This window comes from Roseivirga sp., assembly GCF_034669765.1.
GTDB lineage: Bacteria > Bacteroidota > Bacteroidia > Cytophagales > Cyclobacteriaceae > Roseivirga.
Map to the genome: position 1 here is coordinate 127592 of NZ_JAXMOQ010000001.1, position 19302 is coordinate 146893.

19 protein-coding genes are annotated in these 19302 nt (G+C 40.9%); 11 read left to right on the forward strand and 8 right to left on the reverse strand.

Annotated features, from left to right (window positions below):
- Positions 1-147 precede the first annotated feature (147 nt).
- Together VOI17_RS00640 and VOI17_RS00645 are read right to left on the reverse strand one after the other, a co-directional pair.
- Entirely contained in the window at positions 148-1200 is a 1053-nt protein-coding gene (locus VOI17_RS00640; protein ID WP_323755301.1) for a M42 family metallopeptidase, read from the reverse strand.
- Positions 1201-1253: 53 nt separating this feature from the next.
- A complete protein-coding gene (locus tag VOI17_RS00645; protein WP_323755302.1) occupies positions 1254-2621 on the reverse strand; it encodes a Gfo/Idh/MocA family protein in 1368 nt (455 codons plus the stop codon).
- 193 nt (positions 2622-2814) lie between these two features.
- On the opposite strand from VOI17_RS00645, the gene VOI17_RS00650 reads away from it, so the two are divergent.
- Together VOI17_RS00650 and VOI17_RS00655 are read left to right on the forward strand one after the other, a co-directional pair.
- Complete coding sequence (locus tag VOI17_RS00650) at positions 2815-4167, forward strand: PhoH family protein (RefSeq protein ID WP_323755303.1); 1353 nt, start codon at positions 2815-2817, stop codon at positions 4165-4167.
- A 17-nt stretch (positions 4168-4184) separates the two neighbouring features.
- Positions 4185-4475 (forward strand): hypothetical protein, encoded by a 291-nt coding sequence (locus VOI17_RS00655; protein ID WP_323755304.1) that lies wholly within the window; start codon positions 4185-4187, stop codon positions 4473-4475.
- Between the two features lie 55 nt (positions 4476-4530).
- Here the strand turns inward: VOI17_RS00655 and VOI17_RS00660 are convergent, their stop codons facing one another.
- From VOI17_RS00660 to polX, 3 genes are read right to left on the reverse strand one after another with little or no spacing between them, the layout of a single operon-like run.
- The gene (locus VOI17_RS00660; protein WP_323755305.1) at positions 4531-4800 is read right to left on the reverse strand and encodes a hypothetical protein; all 270 of its coding nucleotides are present in this window, start codon (positions 4798-4800) and stop codon (positions 4531-4533) included.
- Positions 4797-5813, reverse strand: coding sequence for a glycosyltransferase family 9 protein (locus tag VOI17_RS00665; RefSeq protein WP_323755306.1), 1017 nt, complete (start codon positions 5811-5813; stop codon positions 4797-4799). Before VOI17_RS00665 ends, VOI17_RS00660 begins: the two co-directional genes overlap by 4 nt.
- On the reverse strand, positions 5806-7518 hold the full coding sequence (gene polX, locus VOI17_RS00670) for a DNA polymerase/3'-5' exonuclease PolX (protein ID WP_323755307.1): 1713 nt from the start codon (positions 7516-7518) through the stop codon (positions 5806-5808). The genes VOI17_RS00665 and polX overlap by 8 nt, the downstream gene beginning before the upstream one ends.
- A 104-nt stretch (positions 7519-7622) precedes the next feature.
- On the opposite strand from polX, the gene VOI17_RS00675 reads away from it, so the two are divergent.
- The 5 genes from VOI17_RS00675 to VOI17_RS00695 are packed head-to-tail and all read left to right on the forward strand — an operon-like array spanning position 7623 to position 12086.
- On the forward strand, positions 7623-8030 hold the full coding sequence (locus tag VOI17_RS00675; RefSeq protein WP_323755308.1) for an EVE domain-containing protein: 408 nt from the start codon (positions 7623-7625) through the stop codon (positions 8028-8030).
- On the forward strand, positions 8030-9577 hold the full coding sequence (locus VOI17_RS00680) for a hypothetical protein (RefSeq protein ID WP_323755309.1): 1548 nt from the start codon (positions 8030-8032) through the stop codon (positions 9575-9577). The genes VOI17_RS00675 and VOI17_RS00680 overlap by 1 nt, the downstream gene beginning before the upstream one ends.
- A gap of 52 nt (positions 9578-9629) precedes the next feature.
- Positions 9630-10178, forward strand: coding sequence for a bifunctional pyr operon transcriptional regulator/uracil phosphoribosyltransferase PyrR (pyrR, locus tag VOI17_RS00685; protein WP_323755310.1), 549 nt, complete (start codon positions 9630-9632; stop codon positions 10176-10178).
- Positions 10178-11110: an aspartate carbamoyltransferase catalytic subunit gene (locus VOI17_RS00690; RefSeq protein ID WP_323755311.1), complete on the forward strand. Its 933-nt coding sequence runs from the start codon at positions 10178-10180 to the stop codon at positions 11108-11110. Before pyrR ends, VOI17_RS00690 begins: the two co-directional genes overlap by 1 nt.
- A 4-nt stretch (positions 11111-11114) precedes the next feature.
- Positions 11115-12086, forward strand: coding sequence for an alpha/beta hydrolase (locus tag VOI17_RS00695; RefSeq protein WP_323755312.1), 972 nt, complete (start codon positions 11115-11117; stop codon positions 12084-12086).
- A gap of 15 nt (positions 12087-12101) precedes the next feature.
- On the opposite strand, the gene VOI17_RS00700 is transcribed toward VOI17_RS00695, so the two are convergent.
- Positions 12102-12806, reverse strand: coding sequence for an RluA family pseudouridine synthase (locus VOI17_RS00700; protein ID WP_323755313.1), 705 nt, complete (start codon positions 12804-12806; stop codon positions 12102-12104).
- Between the two features lie 198 nt (positions 12807-13004).
- Here VOI17_RS00700 and VOI17_RS00705 point away from each other — a divergent pair, with 198 nt between their 5' ends.
- The 3 genes from VOI17_RS00705 to VOI17_RS00715 all read left to right on the forward strand — a co-directional run bounded on the left by VOI17_RS00705 (position 13005) and on the right by VOI17_RS00715 (position 16400).
- Positions 13005-14381 carry a pyridoxal-phosphate dependent enzyme gene (locus tag VOI17_RS00705; protein WP_323755314.1) on the forward strand — a complete coding sequence of 459 codons (1377 nt, stop codon included), beginning with the start codon at positions 13005-13007 and terminating at the stop codon, positions 14379-14381.
- A 274-nt stretch (positions 14382-14655) separates the two neighbouring features.
- Positions 14656-15612, forward strand: a complete 957-nt coding sequence (locus VOI17_RS00710; protein ID WP_323755315.1) for a Gfo/Idh/MocA family oxidoreductase — start codon at positions 14656-14658, stop codon at positions 15610-15612.
- Between the two features lie 11 nt (positions 15613-15623).
- Entirely contained in the window at positions 15624-16400 is a 777-nt protein-coding gene (locus VOI17_RS00715; RefSeq protein WP_323755316.1) for an HAD-IIA family hydrolase, read from the forward strand.
- 12 nt (positions 16401-16412) lie between these two features.
- On the opposite strand, the gene VOI17_RS00720 is transcribed toward VOI17_RS00715, so the two are convergent.
- The gene (locus VOI17_RS00720; RefSeq protein WP_323755317.1) at positions 16413-17234 is read right to left on the reverse strand and encodes a universal stress protein; all 822 of its coding nucleotides are present in this window, start codon (positions 17232-17234) and stop codon (positions 16413-16415) included.
- Positions 17235-17415: 181 nt separating this feature from the next.
- Between VOI17_RS00720 and VOI17_RS00725 the strand changes: the two genes are divergently transcribed.
- Positions 17416-18513 carry a DegT/DnrJ/EryC1/StrS family aminotransferase gene (locus VOI17_RS00725; protein WP_323755318.1) on the forward strand — a complete coding sequence of 366 codons (1098 nt, stop codon included), beginning with the start codon at positions 17416-17418 and terminating at the stop codon, positions 18511-18513.
- A 37-nt stretch (positions 18514-18550) separates the two neighbouring features.
- Here the strand turns inward: VOI17_RS00725 and VOI17_RS00730 are convergent, their stop codons facing one another.
- The gene (locus tag VOI17_RS00730; protein ID WP_323755319.1) at positions 18551-19261 is read right to left on the reverse strand and encodes a pirin family protein; all 711 of its coding nucleotides are present in this window, start codon (positions 19259-19261) and stop codon (positions 18551-18553) included.
- Positions 19262-19302: the final 41 nt, after the last annotated feature.

The following is a 19302-nucleotide window of genomic DNA, read 5'->3' on the forward strand; positions in this document are numbered from 1 at the left end:
ATATATTGATAACAAATCAGAATCAAAAAAGCATTCGACTCCATCGGGGTCGAATATCTTAAAATCCTTAAAACCTATAAGCATTGAATTCCTTCGGGATTAAAACATAAAGTTAAACTCAGATTAGTAGACGCCTTTAGATGTAAATTAATGACTCCAATCATACGTATCCAGTCTCATTAGGCATGCGATCAATAAATCTATCGATCCCTGAATATCATCTTTATGTGCCATTTCAATGACTTGATGTAAATGTCTTGTTGGAATGGAAACCGCTCCTGAAATTGCTCCGTTTTTACCCATGCGCTGAAGACCAGCGGTATCGGTTCCGCCAGCCGTAAGTATTTCTGGTTGCCATTTAATGTTCTCAGCATTGGCCGTCTGCTTCATGAACTCCACCATACGGTAATCGCAAATGGTTGAAGCATCCATTATTTTAATGGCCGTACCCTTCCCTAATTCTGTGATCATTTCGTGTGGTTGAGCCCCCGGTAAATCAAAGGCGATAGTGGTGTCTAATCCAAAACCAAAATCAGGATTGATGGTATGAGCAGAGACGTTTGCTCCTCTTAAACCCACTTCTTCTTGCACAGTGAATACTCCGTAAACATCATAAGGCTGATCTTTCAAGTTCCGCAAGGCCTCAATCAAAATAAAAACTGAAACCCGGTTATCAATAGATTTACAGTTGACGCAATCTCCCATTTCAATCAATTCCCTTTCTCTGGTAATAGGATCGCCAATAGAAATCAGTTTTTCTACTTCTTCTTTCGACCTACCCAAGTCAATAAAGTAATCGGAAATCTTGGCAACTTTAGTTCGCTCTTCAGCCGACATAACGTGGATAGGTTTACTACCCATTACACCGATAACATCTTCTTTGCCGTGAATAATTACCCGTTGGGCAGTGAGTGTTTTGGGATCGAAACCACCCAAGGTATGAAAACGCACAAAACCATTATCGTCTATATGGCTTACTATAAAGCCAATCTCGTCCATGTGTGCAGCCACCATGGCCTTTTTTCCTTGTGGATTATTCACTCCTCTTTTTATGGTAATTACATTACCCATATTATCGATGGACAACTCATCAACTAAAGGAGTAACTTCCTTAATCACCAAATCACGAATTCTCTTTTCGAAGCCAGGTGCTCCAGCCTCTTCGCAAATTTTCTTCAGAAGGGATATATTGATGCTCATATGACGTACAATTTTATACGAATATAGGGCTAAATTAAGAACGCCCTTTACTATTAATAACTATCATCTAGGGCGAAAATAGGTTTTCGATTTATCCATCTACCTCGCGTAAAGTCTGGAAACTGAACTGGTTCTCCACCTTGTAAAATAGATTGTTCAGAGAGCGCAGTCACAGCCATCCAAGCGGCACCGTCATACACATCAATTGGCATTGGTGCATCTCTTTTTAGGGCTTCAATAAAGGCGTGGAATACAAAGAAGTCCATACCGCCATGGCCAGCACCCGAAGCTTTTTCACCATACTTTTTCCAAAGCGGATGATCGTATTTCTCCATCATCTCTTTGTCCGACTGCCATTGATGCGGTCTGCCTTGTCCTTCTACATAAAGTGATTTATTGATGTCCATCCATAGCCCTTTGGTTCCTTGAAAACGGAAGCCTAAAGAATAAGGTCTTGGAAGGTTAGTATCGTGTGTAAGGTTTATGGTTTCACCGTTTACTGTTCTAATCATTGTGGTTACCACATCACCCAATTTGAAATCGACTTTAGCGTTCGGGTGGTCTTTTCCTCCTTTTGGATGGTTCACTATATAATCGTGCAAACCTCTACTTTTCGAACTCATCGAAGTAAGGTAAGCCATTCGGTTACCTCTGTTCAGGTTAATGGCCGTAGCCACTGGGCCTAAACCGTGTGTCGGATAAAGTTCTGCATTTCTATGTACCGAATGAGTCGTTCTCCATTTCGACTCGCTATAACCATTTTCGCCAAACTCAACGCCTTGACCGTAAGCCGACTTTCCATCGTTCAATTTTACTGCCCTAAGGTCATGCTGATAACCACCTTCCAAGTGAACCATTTCACCAAAGAGGTCATCGCGCACCATATTTAAAACCGCCATTACATCTCTTCTGTAACAAACGTTTTCCATAAACATTAAAGGCACACCCGTTTCTTCTTGTGCGTTCACCAAGTCCCAGCACTCTTCAATATCAGTTGCACCAGAAACCTCAAGGGCAACAGCCTTTCCAGCCTTCATGGCCGCAACGGCCATTGGTACGTGCCAAACCCATGGGGTAGCAATGTACACAGCGTCTAGGTTGTCCATTTCGAGCATCTTGTGATAGGCTTCTCCATCACCGTCAAAACGTACAGGCTTCTTGCCTCCGCTTTTCGTAATCATGTCTTCGGCTTTTTCCAAAACCGCATTGTCCACATCACAAATGGCGACTACTTCAACATCATCTCTTAACAAAGCCACGGTCAATTGGCTTCTGCCCCTTTCGCCAGTACCAATAAAGCCCATTCTGATTTTGGCTCTCTTTTGATCTGAAAAAAGCATTGTAGGGGACATAAAAGGCAAAACTGCTCCAACAGTTGCCGTATTTCTAATAAAGTTTCTTCTGGAAAGTGGAGGTGTCATAGCTGTAAAAATTTGATCTTCAAATTAAGGTATTTTTTTGAATGATATAGCCAATAAATTTAACCCACTCATTTTCAATATTTTAAACAAATCCCTATGTTAAGTCTTTATTAATAAAGCCTGTCAGTCTAGTTTCAACCATTATTTTACTACCTTATATCAACCTTTCTACTTAATTATTGACCAATCCGATATGGCAAGAGCTAAGACGCTGAGTGAGAAGAAAATTTTCGTACTTGATACTTCCGTAATACTTTTTGAACACATCTCCATCATGAATTTCGAGGAACACGATATTGGGATTCCCATTACCGTGTTGGAAGAATTGGACCAGTTCAAAAAAGGAAATGACACCAAGAATTTTGAGGCCCGCGAGTTTACCCGTTTACTCGATAAGCTGGCGCAGGACAAATCTTTACAAGACTGGATTCCCCTTAACGGGAAAACCCGTGGTAGTCTGAAGGTGATCATGGAAGCTGGTTCGGGTAAAGGAGAACTGGATGCCAATGAGGTTTTTGGAGAAACGAAAAACGACCACCGAATTCTGAATGCTGCCCTGCGCATGCGCGATGAAAACAAAGGCCGAAAAGTCATTTTGGTCAGCAAGGATATTAATCTTAGGCTCAAGGCTAAATCGATGGGCTTGGCGGCTGAAGATTACGAGACTGGAAAGATCAAAAACGTTCAATCGCTGAGGAAAGGAATGATTGAAATCGAAAAGGTAGATTCGGATTTGGTGAATCACCTTTACGAAGACGGCACCATTAGCCCTAAGGAAGTACTGAAAAGAAAGAAGGCACATCCGAATCAATACTTCATTCTGAAAAGCGATAAAAACTCGGTGCTTGCCCGTTATAACTCACAAGAGGACTGCATTCACAAAGTAGATAAACGACCTGTTTCTGGCATTAAACCGCGTAATGCAGAACAGACTTTTGCCATTGATGCTATCATGAATCCCGATGTAAAATTGGTAACCATTCAGGGGGTGGCAGGAACAGGAAAAACCTTGCTGACTTTGGCGGGTGCTTTAGAACAACGCAGAGAATACAAGCAGATTTATTTGGCCAGACCCATTGTACCTTTAAGCAATAAAGACATTGGTTATTTGCCAGGCGATATCAAATCAAAGTTGAACCCTTATATGGAGCCACTTTGGGACAACCTGAAATTCATCCAAAACCAATACAAGGAATCTGATAAGGAGTACAAAGCCATCACGGAAATGGTGGCCAAAGAAAAGTTAATGATCACGCCATTGGCCTATATCCGTGGGCGTAGTTTATCAAACATTTTCTTTATTGTGGACGAAGCCCAAAACCTAACGCCTCACGAAATCAAAACGATCATTACCCGAGCAGGTGAAAACACCAAAATCGTATTTACGGGCGATATCTATCAAATCGATACCCCTTACCTAGACTCGCAATCGAATGGACTTTCTTACTTGATCGATAGAGTAAAAGACCATCCGCTGTATGCGCATATTACCCTAGAAAAAGGCGAGAGATCTGAGTTAGCGAATTTGGCCAATGAGATGTTGTAATAGTATAACTTAGTCGAATGAAGAAAATTTTTACTGCACCAAAAATCATTGGTACCCTTCTGCTAGTGATTAATATTTATTGGCTCTACTTATTTGCTGACTTGTATTACCTATACCACTTCACTAATGCTCGGTTTCCGTATATGATTCCAGACTATGTGCTCTTTATCCATATAGTTATTAGTATTATTGGTATCTATTTAGGAACGAAAGTGTTTTTGAAAAAATTACCCCCTTTTAGATGGGCCGCCATAGATATTCTATTAATAGCCATGGGGCTCGTGCTTGAAAACTTTATAATGAATTGAAGGTCTTTTACATTCAAAATTCGACCTATATCTCCTTCGAAATATGAGAGCGCCTCTAAACAGGCAGAATTACATAAATGACAAGGGCGTAAATCGCATACACTAGACCAAGGACTTGGCTGATGTTTTTTTCACGCTTTGGGATGCCCATTTTCTTCACAATGCTCACATTCATGCCGATTGCAAAAAGAATAAGCCCCAACGAAATACCCATCATTAAAGAATGATCTTCCGAAGTGATTTTATCCGTTCTCATCCCCGCTTCTAAAATAATAGAAGCCAAAAAGAAGACGAATGAAGTACGTTGAATATGGTGATGTTTCATGGAATCCAGAAGTCAAAGATGATGTCGTTCATGCACTTGAAATGTCCTTTCGGGCATTTTTGGAAACCGATTTTAGAACAAGGTCTACAATCCAGTTTCTTGTTTTCCAAAATGGTGAATTTTGTTTGATAAGGATACATCCCAAATTCAGGAATGGTATTTCCCCAAATGGAAAAGACGTTCTTTTTAAAGGCCGAAGCAATGTGCATTAAGCCCGTATCGTGGGTGAAAACATGGCTCGCGCCTTTCAAGATGGAAGCCGATTGATTGAGGTTGAATTTTCCACAAGCATTATAAATATTGGCTTTCTTACCCAATTCCTCTAAAGGCGAAATCATATCCGCCTTGTCGTGTTTTCGGTTGAAAAAGTCTTCGAGTCTTTCTCCATTTTCTATATCTTCTTTTCCGCCTAAAACCACAATCGGTTTGTTGATTTTATCGCAAAGCTCAATCATCCGATCGATGGGTAGTTTCTTAGTATTGAGCTGGCCACCAATGGCAAATGCAATGTATCCGTTACGGTGCGTCTCTGGAAGCCAGTCCTTCTCTACTTCATCCTTTTCAGGAATAAAATAATCAAGCCCGAGCATGTCCTTCTTAACGCCCAAAGGTTTTACCGTCTCAAAATAACGGTCTACAATGTGCACGTTCGGCAGTTTGTTTACCTTGAGATTAACGATGAGCCATTTTTCCCAATTCAGCTTATCGAATGCGTTACTCGGTTTGCCCAAACGGGTTTTAATAATGCGGGTGCGGAGGTTATTGTGGAGGTCCACAATGTGATCGAAGTTCTCTTTCTTCAGTTCAGCAATCAAAGGGTTTAGATCCTTTTCCAGCAAATGCACTTTATCAATGTAAGGGTTGGCCTCTAAAATTGAAGCAAAACTCGCCTTTGTACAGAAGTGAACTTCGGCATCTTCCAATTGAGTCTTCAGCGCTCGCACAATGGGGGTAGTGAGCACAATATCTCCAATGGACGAAAACCGCAATACGAGAATTTTTTGCTTAGACATTCGCTGCGATTTTTCGTTTGCGCTCGGCAAAGTATTTCCCGATTTCTTCAGCGCTTAATGCATTAAATGTCATGTCGGCAGTGAGCCCACCTTTGCGTCCGGCCAGCAAACCATAAACCATGTGTTGGTAACCATCCATTTCATGCGCATCGGGATTAATGGCCAATTTTACGCCTTGCTCTAAAGCATAATGTACCCAGCGCCAATCCAAATCTAATCGCCAAGGATTGGCATTGATTTCAATCACCACGTTATGTTTTGCACAATGGTCGATTACCATTTTATGGTCAATCGGATAACCTTCTCTTCTGAGCAATAAACGCCCTGTCGGGTGGCCTAAAATGGTAGTGTAAGGATTTTCAATGGCCGTTAAAAGTCTTTGAGTGGCCTTTTCAATGTTCATGTTCAGCACCGAATGCACGGAAGCCACAATGAAATCAAAGCTGGCCAAAACATCATCGGTATAATCGAGTTTGCCGTCATATAGAATATCAGACTCAATGCCTTTGAAGATTTTAAAAGGAGCTAGTTTTTCGTTCAGTCGATCAATTTCTTCTTGCTGTTGAATTACACGATCTTCCTTAAGTCCGTTGGCATAAAAAGCTGATTTGCTGTGGTCGCAAATACCGAGGTATTCATAACCCAAATCTTTACAATGTTGCGCCATCTGTTCCAAACTGTGCTTTCCGTCACTGTAAGTGGAGTGGTTGTGCAGAATACCTTTCAGGTCTTGCATTTCTACCAGCAGAGGCAGTTTTCCATTTTTTGCAGCTTCAATTTCGAAGGTCCCTTCGCGCATTTCAGGGACAATTTCACCCAAACCAGCCGCAGCATAAATTTCCTTTTCCGAAGCGAAGCTTTGCTGTCTAACAATGTCTTTTAAAGTCAGTTTGTCTTTTACTTCTAAGCTGAGGTGCAGGTTGCTTCCCGTTCTTAAAAACTGCTCTTTTACAAAGTCTTCCTTTTCACAGAAAGAAAGTTGAATCGGAATTCTGAGTGCCTTATAATTCCCTCGCCAAGTAATTGGCCCTGATTCTTCAATGAGTTGTTCAAAGTTTTCAGCATCGTCCAAAGCATCTTCAATGGTTTCAATGTCATCGATGGCCACAATCAGGTCGATGACTTCGATCACCTCCATTTTTCTTCGCAGGGCACCCGTCACTTCAATTTTAATGTCGGGAGCAATTTCTAGAATTTCAGCTATGACGATTTCTGCCAACTTTTCGGCTTCCGCAAAATGGAGCTTATGCGCGTTGGCTTCTTTAAACTCTAAAGCATTAATAATGGCTTGCTGTGTTTTTTCACCAAAGCCTTTCAGCTTGGCCACTAAACCAGAATTGGCGGCTTCTTTCAGTTCATGGCCACTTTCAATGCCCAATTCCTTCCAAAGCACTTTGATTTTTTTTGGGCCGATGCCCTTCATGTCGAGTAATTCGACAATGCCTTCTGGCGTATTTTTCAGGTATTCTTCTAAAGCAGTAGAGACACCTCTTTGGTTGATCTCATCAATATTGGTAGCTATACTTTTTCCTACACCGTCAATTTTTTCGAGTTCGGCCAAGGATAAGTTGCCCAATTCTAGGTCAGTTTTATCGAGATTGAACACCGCATTCTGGTAGCCTCTGATCTTAAAACTGTTTTCATCGTGCAGCTCCATAAGGGCAGCCTGAAGCTTTAATTGTTTAAGGATCGTCTTGTTGTCCAAAGCGGCAATTTTTAGTTCGAAATAAATTGAAGAAAATGTTCTACTTTTTTAATCATTGAACATTTCCTAAATTCCATCGAAAGCTAATTCAAAAATAAGTCTTTATGAACTATTGGTTGATCAAATCGGAACCGAATACCTACGCTTGGGATGATCTGGTGGCTAAAGGTACCGACCATTGGGATGGTGTGAGAAACTATGCAGCCCGAAATAACATGAAGGAAATGAAAGTGGGGGATTTGGCTTTTTTCTATCATAGCGTAAAGGAAAAGGCAATTGTGGGCATTGCTGAATGTGTTAAAGCGCATTATCCCGATCCAACCACTGATGACGATCGCTGGGTGGTGGTAGATTTTTCGCCCAAACAAAAGCTGAAAAAACCAGTAAGCTTAGAAGACGTAAAAGCAGATGATCGACTTCAAGACATGGATTTACTGCGGCTGTCTCGTCTTTCGGTTCAGTCGGTTAAAAAAGAAGAATTTGACATCATTATAGAAAAATCTCAATCCTAATGCGCCAATTCATTCTTATATCGATACTGTTTGCTTTCTCTCAATTTGCGAAAGCGCAAATAGAAAACAACAAAAGATTTGAGTTGGAATATGAATGGCGGGATGAGGACTATCTGTTAATCTCGAATGAAAAGTTTGGTTTGACCTTGGTACAGGCCGACTATAGAGGAATCACTAAAGATTACACCCTTGCCATTACTCAACTGGATACCGATTTTAACCAAAAATGGGTGAAGGAAGTGGCTATAAAAAGAGGCTTTGAACTGTTGGGTTACCACTCTGTTCATGAAAAAACTTACCTCCTCCTTCAAGAGTTTCCTGGCAGGTTTAAAATAAAAATACTTAGTGTCAATAATCGAACTGGAGACGTTCAAGAGTATAACCCCAAAGAAGTACTTGAGTTGGATATTCAAGAGTTTGAAGTAATTCAAAACACGGCTATCATAGGTGGGTACTTCGAAAACAGACCAGTAGTTTTTGCCTTTGATTTGGAGAATGATAAAATCAAAACGCTATCCAATGTTTATCAGAACGAATCAAAACTTCTTGAAATACGGATCAATAGCGACAGCCTCACTTTTAATGTATTAGCATCTGAATTCAATAGGGACCGTGATCAAACCATCATTGTAAATACTTACGATTATTTGGGAAATCCCATTCGAGATTATGCGCTAGAAACGAATAAAGACTACCACCTTACATCAGCAATTTCTTCTTCCATAAACGATATTTCGCAAGTGGTTGTAGGCATATACTCGTACAAAGCCACTAATAGCCCAGCAGGTATCTTTGTAAACCATATCGATAGAACTGGGCTTCAAACCATGAAATATTATGGCTTTGGTGAATTACAACACTTCTTTTCCTACTTAGGAGAAAAAAAGGCAACACGATATCGCGAAAAAGCAGAAGCTGCTAGAAAAAAAGGTAAAGAAGTACGGTATAGAGTTCAGCCTTTGTTTTCAGAAATGATTGAAGACGATGACCAACTAGTCGTATTTGGAGAATTTCTAAGAAGCTACAATCATGATACCGGCAACTATCCATGGGCCGGAACCAATTTTCCAACGGGTTTTAGAAGCCAAAGTGCAAACAATGATGATAACTCACAACAAAGAGCATCATTCCAGTTCACCCACGCCTACACACTGGTTTTGGATAAAAAAGGTAACATCCAATGGGATGACTGGATTGAAGTTCCCAAAGATGGAAAGGGAATTCCTGAACCATATGGTGCCTTTATTTGGGATAAAAGTCAAGGTGCATATGCCTATTATTTTGATAAAGAGGTACATGCAAAGATGATGGATAGTGAAGAAGATACTGAAGAGGTTGTAGACAATTTAGAATTGAGTGACCCAGAAGACAAACTAAGATATGAGAGTGAAAACAGCTCAGGAACATTACGTTGGTACGACAATTATTTTATCGTTTATGGCGTTCAAAGCATACGCTCTGGAGATAATAATGGCGACTTGAGAAAGGTTTTCTTCATTAATAAAATTTCATTAAACCCAAACCTGAAAGGAGATGGGCTCGATTAATTGACATGAATCGTTCCAGTAGCCAATCCTTTTAGTATCTTTGACACTTGAAATGCAACGCAGACTCCTTTTAGGACATCCACAACTGGCCATCACCATCGGCCGCCTCTGTCAGGAACTGATAGAAAATCACGAGAATTTTGATAATACCGTAATATTAGGTCTTCAGCCGAGAGGTATATTCTTTGCCGAGCGTATTAAGGAACGACTTCATGAAATCACAGGTGCAGAAGTAGAATTAGGTTACTTAGATTCTACCTTTTACCGTGATGATTTCAGAAGAAGAGACTCTCCCAAGCGGGCCAACGAAACCAAAATCGACTTTTTGATTGAAGGCAAGAAAGTAATTCTGATTGATGATGTGTTTTACACAGGCCGTTCCATCAGGGCGGCAATGGATGCCATGATTGCTTATGGTCGCCCAGCCAAAGTAGAATTGCTGGTTTTAGTGGAAAGAAAATACTCTAGGCATGTACCTATTAAGCCCGATTATGTGGGTCAACAAGTGAATACACTTGATTCCCACAAGGTTTTGGTGGAATGGAAAGGGCAAGGCGTTGATGACGACAACATTTGGTTAATCACTAACGAAGAAGAATAATGCAGGAACAGTTAAGTGTCAAACATCTTTTGGGAATCAAGGATTTAACGCCTGGAGATATTGAGCTTATTTTTGAAACTGCCGATGAATTTAAAGATGTCATCAACAGGCCGATCAAGAAAGTACCCTCATTGCGCGATGTTACGGTTGCGAATGTGTTTTTTGAAAACTCTACACGTACAAAGCTGTCATTCGAATTGGCAGAAAAAAGACTTTCAGCCGATATCGTCAATTTTTCTTCTAGCAATAGTTCAGTAAAAAAAGGAGAAACCCTACTCGATACGGTTAACAATATTTTGTCCATGAAAGTGGATATGATTGTAATGCGACATGCCAGCCCAGGCGCACCACATTTCCTTTCGAAACACATCAGTGCCAACATTGTAAACGCAGGTGACGGTACTCACGAACACCCTACTCAGGCTCTACTCGACACCTTCTCGATTAGGCAGAGACTAGGAGAAGTGGCAGGAAAAAAAGTAGCCATTATTGGAGATATTCTTCACTCACGAGTGGCCCTTTCCAACATCTTTGCCTTACAAAAACTAGGAGCGGAAGTAATGGTATGCGGCCCCATAACTTTACTACCAAAACACATTGCTTCCTTAGGAGTGAAAGTAGAATTGAATGTAAGGAAGGCCCTAGAATGGTGCGATGTTGCCAACGTATTAAGGATTCAGCTAGAGCGCCAACAGATCAAATATTTTCCTTCGCTGCGCGAATACTCGCTCTATTACGGCATCAATAAAAAGCTTTTAGACTCGCTCAATAAAGAGATTGTGATCATGCACCCTGGACCAATCAACCGAGGGGTAGAACTAAACAGCGATGTGGCAGATTCAGACCACGCCATTATCCTTGATCAGGTAGAAAATGGTGTAGCCATAAGAATGGCTGTTTTATACTTACTTGCTTCGCTCTCAAAAAATTAAAATCATGAATAGGTTTTTCAAAATCATGATCATTGGCCTTTTGCTAGTGATTGCAGCATTCTATTTTTTGGTATTGCCTTACACCGTGAAACTGATTACGGATTACGGCCGCTTCACTTTTGATTATGTATTGAGTGACACCGCCATGATTTCGAAGTTCGGTATTGGTGAAAACCGTGATCCTGCTGATTATGGCTACCCTAACTTTGAAGAAGTTGATTTTGAAACATTGACGGATGGCTTAAACCTTAACGGCTGGTATATCGCTGCCACCAAAGAAGGCATTACTCAAACCTTGATGATCAATCATGGTCGTACTTCCAACCGACTGAAAACCATGAAGTATTTGGCTTTGATTAAAGAAACTGGGCTTGATTCATTGTACAATGTTTTCATTCCAGATTTGCGAAATTCTGGCAAGTCTGATGATGCCCAAACCGCCCTAGGTTATGAATTTGCTGAAGACATAACGGGTGCCATGAAAATGCTGAAAGCCAATTATGGCCAAAACGAATTTGTGCTTTGGGGTTTTTCAATGGGCGCAATGGCCAGCGCCATTACAGTCAACCGACCCGATTTGGTTGAATATGCACAAAGCGAAGGGCTAAAAGTCGACAAATTAATCCTTGACAGCCCTTTGAGTAATATTTATGCGACTTCAAAAGTAGCAAGTGAAGAGATGGGCATACCGGGCTTTATCTTTGATATGTCCTTCGATAAGTTCGATCATGTAATTGATGACTGGGGAGACAATATGAAATTTTCTTTCCTTTTGAATAACAATCCACTCCCTACCCTAATTCTTTATGGGAATGGAGACTCTACCACACCATCTTCAGTTTTAGAAAATGAAATTATGGGGCTCAACAACGTCAAGACTGAGCTCTTTGAGGGTGCAGACCACGTGCAACTCTATACTCGCCCAGAATACAGAGACCGATACACCCAAGCGGTGAATGATTTCTTGAGGAAGTAACAGCTTCGTGAAACGCTAAGACAAGGCCACCCTGAATTCATTCGGTATGCCTGTTTCAAAGGTCATTTCTTTTTTAGAATAAGGGTGAAGAATAGTAAGGCTAGCGGCATGGAGGGCCAACCTTCCTTTCACTTTAGGATCTTTACCATACACTTTGTCGCCTACAATTGGGCAGCCAATATCAGACATGTGCACACGGATCTGATTCTTTCTACCTGTGAACAATTCTATTTCCAGCAAGCTATAGCGACTGTTACTTTTAATCACTTTATAACCCGTTTTAGCAAATTTTCCATTGCTTGAATCTTTGGTAGAATACATCCTGTACGCACTATTTTCCATTAAATAGGAGGTGATTTCGCCTTCCATTTCCGGTGGCTTTCCAAGTACTATGGCATAATATTTTTTATTGAATTGGCCCCACTCTTCTTGCAAATAGGCTTTTGCATTCTGGTTTTTTGCGAAAACTAAAACGCCTGAAGTATCTCGATCCAAGCGATGCACAATGAAAACCCGATCACGGGATTTTGGATTGCCTTTTTGAACGTAGTTATTGAGGAAAAAATGAGCGGTTTTATCTTTGACCTTATCGTTACTAATGGTCAAAAGACCTTCCGATTTGTCTACCACAATAATGTCCCTGTCTTCGTGAAGGATTTTGAGCCCTGGTGGTTTGTGTTTTTTCGATGGCTTTTTTGACTTGGGAGTACCTTCGGACATATTAGAATTGAAATTTAAAACCAAAGATATAAAAAGAAGAATGGTGTTCCACAATTCATATCATTGAGTTCAGCAAAGAACTTATGTCTAACTGCGGTAGACTCTCTTGAACATGAAATACCTTATCTTAACAAAGGTTTAAAAACATGGCTTAGGATTGAGCGATAGAAATCGTAATTTTGTCAAAACTTTTAAAAAATGAAGTATTACAATTCGATCATTGAAACCATTGGCGACACGCCTCTTGTAAAGTTAAACTCTGTAACCAAGGGTATTCCGGGCACTATTTTGGCCAAAGTGGAATATTTTAACCCTGGCAATTCTATGAAAGATAGAATGGCGGTGAAGATGATTGAAGATGCGGAAAAAGCGGGCATACTTAAGCCAGGAGGTACTATTATTGAAGGCACTTCTGGTAACACAGGAATGGGCTTGGCGCTAGCGGGTATTGCAAAAGGCTACAAATGTATTTTCACTTTAGCCGATAAGCAGTCGCAAGAAAAGATGGATATTTTGAGGGCAGTGGGTGCCGAAGTAATTGTTTGCCCTACCAATGTTTCGCCTGACGATCCACGCTCATATTACTCAGTAGCGAAAAAATTAAACGCTGATATTCCTAATTCATACTATCCGAACCAGTATGACAACATGTCGAATACTGCGGCCCACTACGAAACTACTGGTCCAGAAATTTGGAGAGATACTGAAGGAAAAATCACACATTATGCAGCTGGTGTTGGTACTGGTGGTTCAATGTGTGGTACTTCAAAATTCTTGAAAGAACAAAACGCGAATGTGGTCACTGTAGGAATTGACACTTACGGTTCTGTATTCAAAAAATATAAAGAGACTGGTATTTTCGATGAAAAAGAGATTTACTCTTACTTAACCGAAGGTATTGGCGAAGATATTCTTCCTAAGAATGTAGACTTCGATATGATCGATCACTTTGTGAAGGTAACAGATAAAGACGGTGCGATTATGACCCGTAGACTGTCGCGCGAAGAAGGTTTATTCTGCGGTTGGTCTTGTGGTTCGGCTGTGGCTGGAGCATTGGAGTGGGCCAAAGAAAACATGAAAGAGGACGATGTAATGGTGATTATTTTGCCTGATCATGGTACTCGCTACTTGGGCAAAGTATACAATGACGAATGGATGAAAGCCCGTGGTTTTATTGAAAACCGTGCTTTCGAAACTGCTGCTGATATAATGAGCCAGCAAAATGGAAATGGTAAATTAACTACCATCGCTCAAACTGCTACCGTTGCCGAGGCCATTAAGCTAATGACATCCAAAGGTATTTCTCAATTGCCAGTTATGAATGGCAATGAGTTTGTAGGAAGTTTAGTAGACTCTAAAATTTTAGTGCACATGATTGATGACGCAGATGTTAAGAGTAAATCAGTTTCTGAAATAATGGACAAACCATTCCAGTTTGTTTCACCTGATAATACTTTAGATGTGTTGTCTTCGGTAATCACTAAAGACAATCCAGCGGTAATGATTAGAGACAAATCGAACGAAGTACACATCATCACAAGACACGATTTGCTGCAAGCCATGGCTAGCAATTAAGACTCCGATAGAACTTAAAAATGAGAGGCTGACTTAGAAATGTTCTAAGTCGGCCTTTTTATTTCCTCAAATTGAGGTCAAAATTAAGTTCATTGACTCCCACAATAAAAATTCGAGGAATCGGTTTTTCTATTATATGGTATGGCAGATACTGTATGTTTTGGTTGAAGAAAGGGGTTGTCCGAAGGGCAATCCCTTTTAATTTTAATCCTAGCCAACCACTGTAACAACAGAAAATAAGCTGCGCTCTCTTCAAAATTTCCGTTCTTGAATTATGAATTGGGGATTTATAGGTTTTGGCAGAATTGCCAGAAAATTTTTAAGCAGTTTAACTTCTGTTGAGGGAGAAACGCCTTATGCTTTTGCCTCGCGGTCTAATGCTACTGCGCTTGAGAAGGAATTCCCTGACGTTAAGGTTTATGATAGTTACGAGGCACTTTTAGCTGACCCCAACGTAGACCTTGTCTACATCAGTACTACACACAACTTCCATTGCCAAAATGTAATTGATGCGCTGAATGCTGGCAAACATGTGCTTTGTGAGAAGCCCATGGCCATTTCTTCAGAGGAAATTCGTAAAATGACGGAAGTGGCCAGAAGCACTGGCAAATTTCTAATGGAGGCCATGTGGATGCGCTTTTTACCCGCTTACCGAGAGGCCATTCGCAGAGCCAAAACGGGTGAAATTGGAGCGATTCAGTACATCACCGCAAGCTTTGGTTTCAATTCACCCAATTTAAAGCCAGACGGACGGTTACTTAATCCAGATTTAGCGGGAGGTGCTTTGTACGATGTTGGCGTTTACCCACTCACCATAGTCTCAGATATTTTTGGATGGGAGCCCAACAGCTTCAGTGCAGATGCAGTACTTTCAGCAACAGGTATCGACCAGAGTATTCAAGTTCAACTTTCTTACGAGGGCGGAGAAATGGCACAAGTGTTCGGGAGCATAGCCATGAACACTAATAAAGAAGCCTGTATTTACGGTTCCGAAGGATTTATCAAACTTCCACTTTTCTGGAAAGCAGAAACTTTTGAAGTTCACAAAAACGATAGTATTGAAAAAGTAGAACTTCCTTTTAAAAGCACGGGGTATGTTCATGAAATAGAAGAAGTAGCGAAATGCATCAAAGAGGGTAAAACGGAATCTTCCTTATTCACACTTAACGATAGCTTAATGAGTGCAAATTTGGTAGAACGTATTCTATCATCAATCTTTAACCAATCATAATTCAAATCACTATGCCTAAAGGATTTCTAATAGACCAAGACGGAGTTATATATGTCGAAAACAGAATGATTCCGGGTGCTGACAAGTTCGTAGAAATGCTTCAGAAGGAAAATATCCCCTTCACTTTTATGACCAATAATAGCCAACGAAGCCCTTTGGATGCCGTCAGGAAATTAGAAAAGCTGGGCATTCATGTTGAAGAAAAAAACATATACACCAGTGCCATGGCAACGGCTCATTTTATGGGGCAGCAATTCCCAAACGGGACGGCCTATGTATTGGGTGAAGGTGGTTTGATTTCAAGTTTGCACGAACATGGATTTACCTTGGTTCAAAACGACCCTGACTTTGTGGTGGTGGGTGAAGGCATCAACTTCACTTTAGAAATGGTAAGAAAAGCGATTGATTTTATTTTAGGCGGCTCCAAGTTTATCGCCACTAACCTTGACCCTTCCCCCCGAAAACCGGGTTGGAACAACTTAGGCATTGCCAGTATTGTGGCCATGATTGAAGCAGCAACAGGAAAAGTGGCCTTTACCGTTGGCAAGCCTAGCCCAGTAATGATGCGCCAAGCCAGAAAACACATAGGGTTGGCTACGGAAGAGGTAACCGTCATTGGAGACACACTAGCCACTGACATTCAAGGTGGCGTTCAAGTGGGTTATAATACCATCCTAACTTTGTCAGGGATGTCAAAAAAAGAGGACTTAAACGATTTCCCGTTTAAGCCCGATATGGTTGTTAATTCGATTGCTGATATAAAATTGCCACTTCCTTGGTGGAAATAAGCGTATTTAAACTTATCCAGGCATAATCATTAATGGCATTGGAATATCCATGACCATGCGTTTGGTCTCACTACCGCGGGCAATTCTGTCAAGGAAGCTATGATGGCGTGAAATCATTACGAGTAAATCGATATGCTCTTCTTTCGCAAAGCTTAATAATCCTTCTTCTACATCGTAGTCTCTTTTGAAGTGAAAAGAGTGATTCACCTTTTTCAAATACTTCTCTAAGCTTTTAGCGATTTCAATTTCATTATGCTCCAAATCTTTATCTTGATCGATATGAATGATTGATAAATGAGCGAAAAACGCCTTCGTTAAAGCAATCACAGGTTCAATGGTCTGTGCCGCAGGTGCGTGCTTATAATCACCCGACATTGCAATTCTTTTCATTTTGGTAATGTCTGCATCTTCTGGGAGCGCAATTACTGGGCAGTCAACATTTTTAATTACCGTATGGGCATTGCTTCCCATAAATGCTCTCTTTAAACCAGAAGCACCATGAGTGCCCATAATCACATAGGCAGTATCGTGCTTTTCAAGCACATCATTTAAACCATTCAAAAGCAAACCAGCCGTTACTTCTGTGCTGTACTCCACGCGCTCAAGCTCTGGGGTTTTCTTCACAAAACTAGCCATGTTCGACTCAGATGCCTCTTGTAAATCGTCAATCATAGAGCCCACCATTAAAGGGGTTCCGTCTGTCGTGGCCATTGGCAGCATAAATGAATGAAGTAAAACCAACTCCATGTTCATGCGTTCGGCTACAACAATAGCATTGGTTAAAGCATTTTTAGAACAGTCGGAGAAATCTATAGGAACAATAATCTTTTTCATAACAATGTCTTTTTATAGCTAACACGCTAATTATTAAATCGTTTTAAAAATCTAGAACTGATCGTCTGATAATTAAATTACAGGCCTTCTAGATTTCATATCCAAGGTATGTTGGTATCTTTAACTTTGGCCTGACAGGCATCAGTAACAAATATGATCCTCGTCATCATTTTAGCAACGCATGGAGATTCCCTTCTTAGACCTTAAGCGACAATACCTTTCCGTAAAACCGGAAGTTGATGCTGCGATTCAAACTGTAATTGATGAACATCGTTTTGTTGGTGGAGAAGTTGTTTCTAGTTTTGAAAAAGCCTTTGCCAAAGCCCATAAAGTGAAGCATTGCATTGGACTAGGAAATGCCACGGATGCCCTTTTTGTTATTCTGAAATCTTTAGGAATTGGGAATGGAGATGAAGTCATTGTTCCAGCCCACGGTTGGCTCTCTGCTGCCGAAATGGTGTCACTTAGCGGTGCTACACCCGTCTTTGCTGATGTTGAATTGCAGCGATTTGGCCTAGACCCTAAGAGTGTTGAAGAGAAAATTACAGCGCGAACGAAAGCCGTTATTCCCATTCATTTGTATGGACAAATCTGCGAGATTGAAGCTTTGGCTGAACTCGCAAAAAAGCATCACCTGTACTTGATAGAAGATGCAGCTCAAGCGCACTTTGCAGAGAAGAGTGATAGTATGGCAGGCAGTTGGGGCATTGCTTCAGCATTCAGTTTTTACCCCAGTAAAATCCTCGGGGCCTTTGGCGATGGTGGTGCAATACTCACCAATGATGACATGTTTGCAAAGCAGTGCAGAATGTTTGCCAATCATGGTGGCCTATCCAAGAACGACCATCAGGTAAAGGGCATTAATAGTAGACTTGATACACTTCAGGCCGCTGTGCTCAATGTAAAACTCAATTATGTATATGAATGGATTGAAGCCCGAAACCGAATTGCGAATAGGTATTCCGAAGCATTTGCAGCTATTGAGGGAATCATTACCACAGAAGTAAATGAAAGTGAAACACACAACTTTCATATTTACTGCATCCGCACGAAAAAAAGAGATGCCCTAAAAGCACATTTGCAGAATGCCGGAATTGCAACTGAGATCCATTATCCGTTGGCGAGCCCGTTAACACCAGCTTTTAATGCAAATTATAGTTCTAAAAATTTCCCCAACAGTTCTCAACTTCAAAACGAAGTGCTTTCATTGCCCATTTACCCAGAATTGACAGAAGCTGAAATAGCGTATATTATTGAAAAGGTAAAGGAGTTCAAATAACAAAAAAGGATGCCCATTCGGACATCCTCTCTAATTTCTAAAACTCCATTGGGACTTCAATGACCAGCACTTCGGCATAAGATTTTGCCTTAATTTCGAAGCTGTTGGTTTCGGTAACCGCCACGGCATCTCGTGTATCTAGGTTTTCATTGGCGGCAGTAAGCTCACCGTTCAATACGAAAACATAAACTCCATTTCCTGGATGCTTTACTTCATAAGTCAATTTTGTACCCGCATCTAAATTGGCCAAATTGAATTCCGCATCTTGGTTAATCCAAAGTGCATCGCCACCATTTGGAGAAACCACCGTTTGAAATTTGTTCATGCGGTCTTCCGCCAAATAAGTTTTCTGCTCATACCTCGGCTCAATGTTTCTTTCCTTCGGGAAAACCCAAACCTGAAGAAAATGAACTGCCTCATCTTTATTATGATTAAATTCTGAATGTTGAATTCCTGTTCCAGCCGACATGATTTGAACATCGCCTTGGCGAATTACCTCATTACGGCCCGTGCTGTCTTTGTGTTCCAAATCACCTTGCAACGGAATCGAAACAATTTCCATGTTATCGTGAGGATGGGCACCAAAACCCTGACCCCCATCTACTTCATCATCATTCAACACCCTAAGTGCCCCAAAGTGAACGCGTTCAGGATTGTGATAACCCGCAAAACTAAAAGTATGACGGCTCTTTAACCAGCCATGGTTTGCTGAACCCCTTGATTCTGATGTATGTACAACGGTTTTCATAATGAATTTCCTTTCTTGTTTAAATTGTATGTATGTACATG

Coding starts and splice junctions, on each gene's coding strand:
- VOI17_RS00640 (WP_323755301.1), bottom strand. CDS start 1,200: ATGAGCATCAATATATCCCTTCTGAAGAAAATTTGCGAAGAGGCTGGA.
- VOI17_RS00645 (WP_323755302.1), bottom strand. CDS start 2,621: ATGACACCTCCACTTTCCAGAAGAAACTTTATTAGAAATACGGCAACT.
- VOI17_RS00650 (WP_323755303.1), top strand. CDS start 2,815: ATGGCAAGAGCTAAGACGCTGAGTGAGAAGAAAATTTTCGTACTTGAT.
- VOI17_RS00655 (WP_323755304.1), top strand. CDS start 4,185: ATGAAGAAAATTTTTACTGCACCAAAAATCATTGGTACCCTTCTGCTA.
- VOI17_RS00660 (WP_323755305.1), bottom strand. CDS start 4,800: ATGAAACATCACCATATTCAACGTACTTCATTCGTCTTCTTTTTGGCT.
- VOI17_RS00665 (WP_323755306.1), bottom strand. CDS start 5,813: ATGTCTAAGCAAAAAATTCTCGTATTGCGGTTTTCGTCCATTGGAGAT.
- VOI17_RS00675 (WP_323755308.1), top strand. CDS start 7,623: ATGAACTATTGGTTGATCAAATCGGAACCGAATACCTACGCTTGGGAT.
- VOI17_RS00680 (WP_323755309.1), top strand. CDS start 8,030: ATGCGCCAATTCATTCTTATATCGATACTGTTTGCTTTCTCTCAATTT.
- pyrR (WP_323755310.1), top strand. CDS start 9,630: ATGCAACGCAGACTCCTTTTAGGACATCCACAACTGGCCATCACCATC.
- VOI17_RS00690 (WP_323755311.1), top strand. CDS start 10,178: ATGCAGGAACAGTTAAGTGTCAAACATCTTTTGGGAATCAAGGATTTA.
- VOI17_RS00695 (WP_323755312.1), top strand. CDS start 11,115: ATGAATAGGTTTTTCAAAATCATGATCATTGGCCTTTTGCTAGTGATT.
- VOI17_RS00700 (WP_323755313.1), bottom strand. CDS start 12,806: ATGTCCGAAGGTACTCCCAAGTCAAAAAAGCCATCGAAAAAACACAAA.
- VOI17_RS00705 (WP_323755314.1), top strand. CDS start 13,005: ATGAAGTATTACAATTCGATCATTGAAACCATTGGCGACACGCCTCTT.
- VOI17_RS00710 (WP_323755315.1), top strand. CDS start 14,656: ATGAATTGGGGATTTATAGGTTTTGGCAGAATTGCCAGAAAATTTTTA.
- VOI17_RS00715 (WP_323755316.1), top strand. CDS start 15,624: ATGCCTAAAGGATTTCTAATAGACCAAGACGGAGTTATATATGTCGAA.
- VOI17_RS00720 (WP_323755317.1), bottom strand. CDS start 17,234: ATGAAAAAGATTATTGTTCCTATAGATTTCTCCGACTGTTCTAAAAAT.
- VOI17_RS00725 (WP_323755318.1), top strand. CDS start 17,416: ATGGAGATTCCCTTCTTAGACCTTAAGCGACAATACCTTTCCGTAAAA.
- VOI17_RS00730 (WP_323755319.1), bottom strand. CDS start 19,261: ATGAAAACCGTTGTACATACATCAGAATCAAGGGGTTCAGCAAACCAT.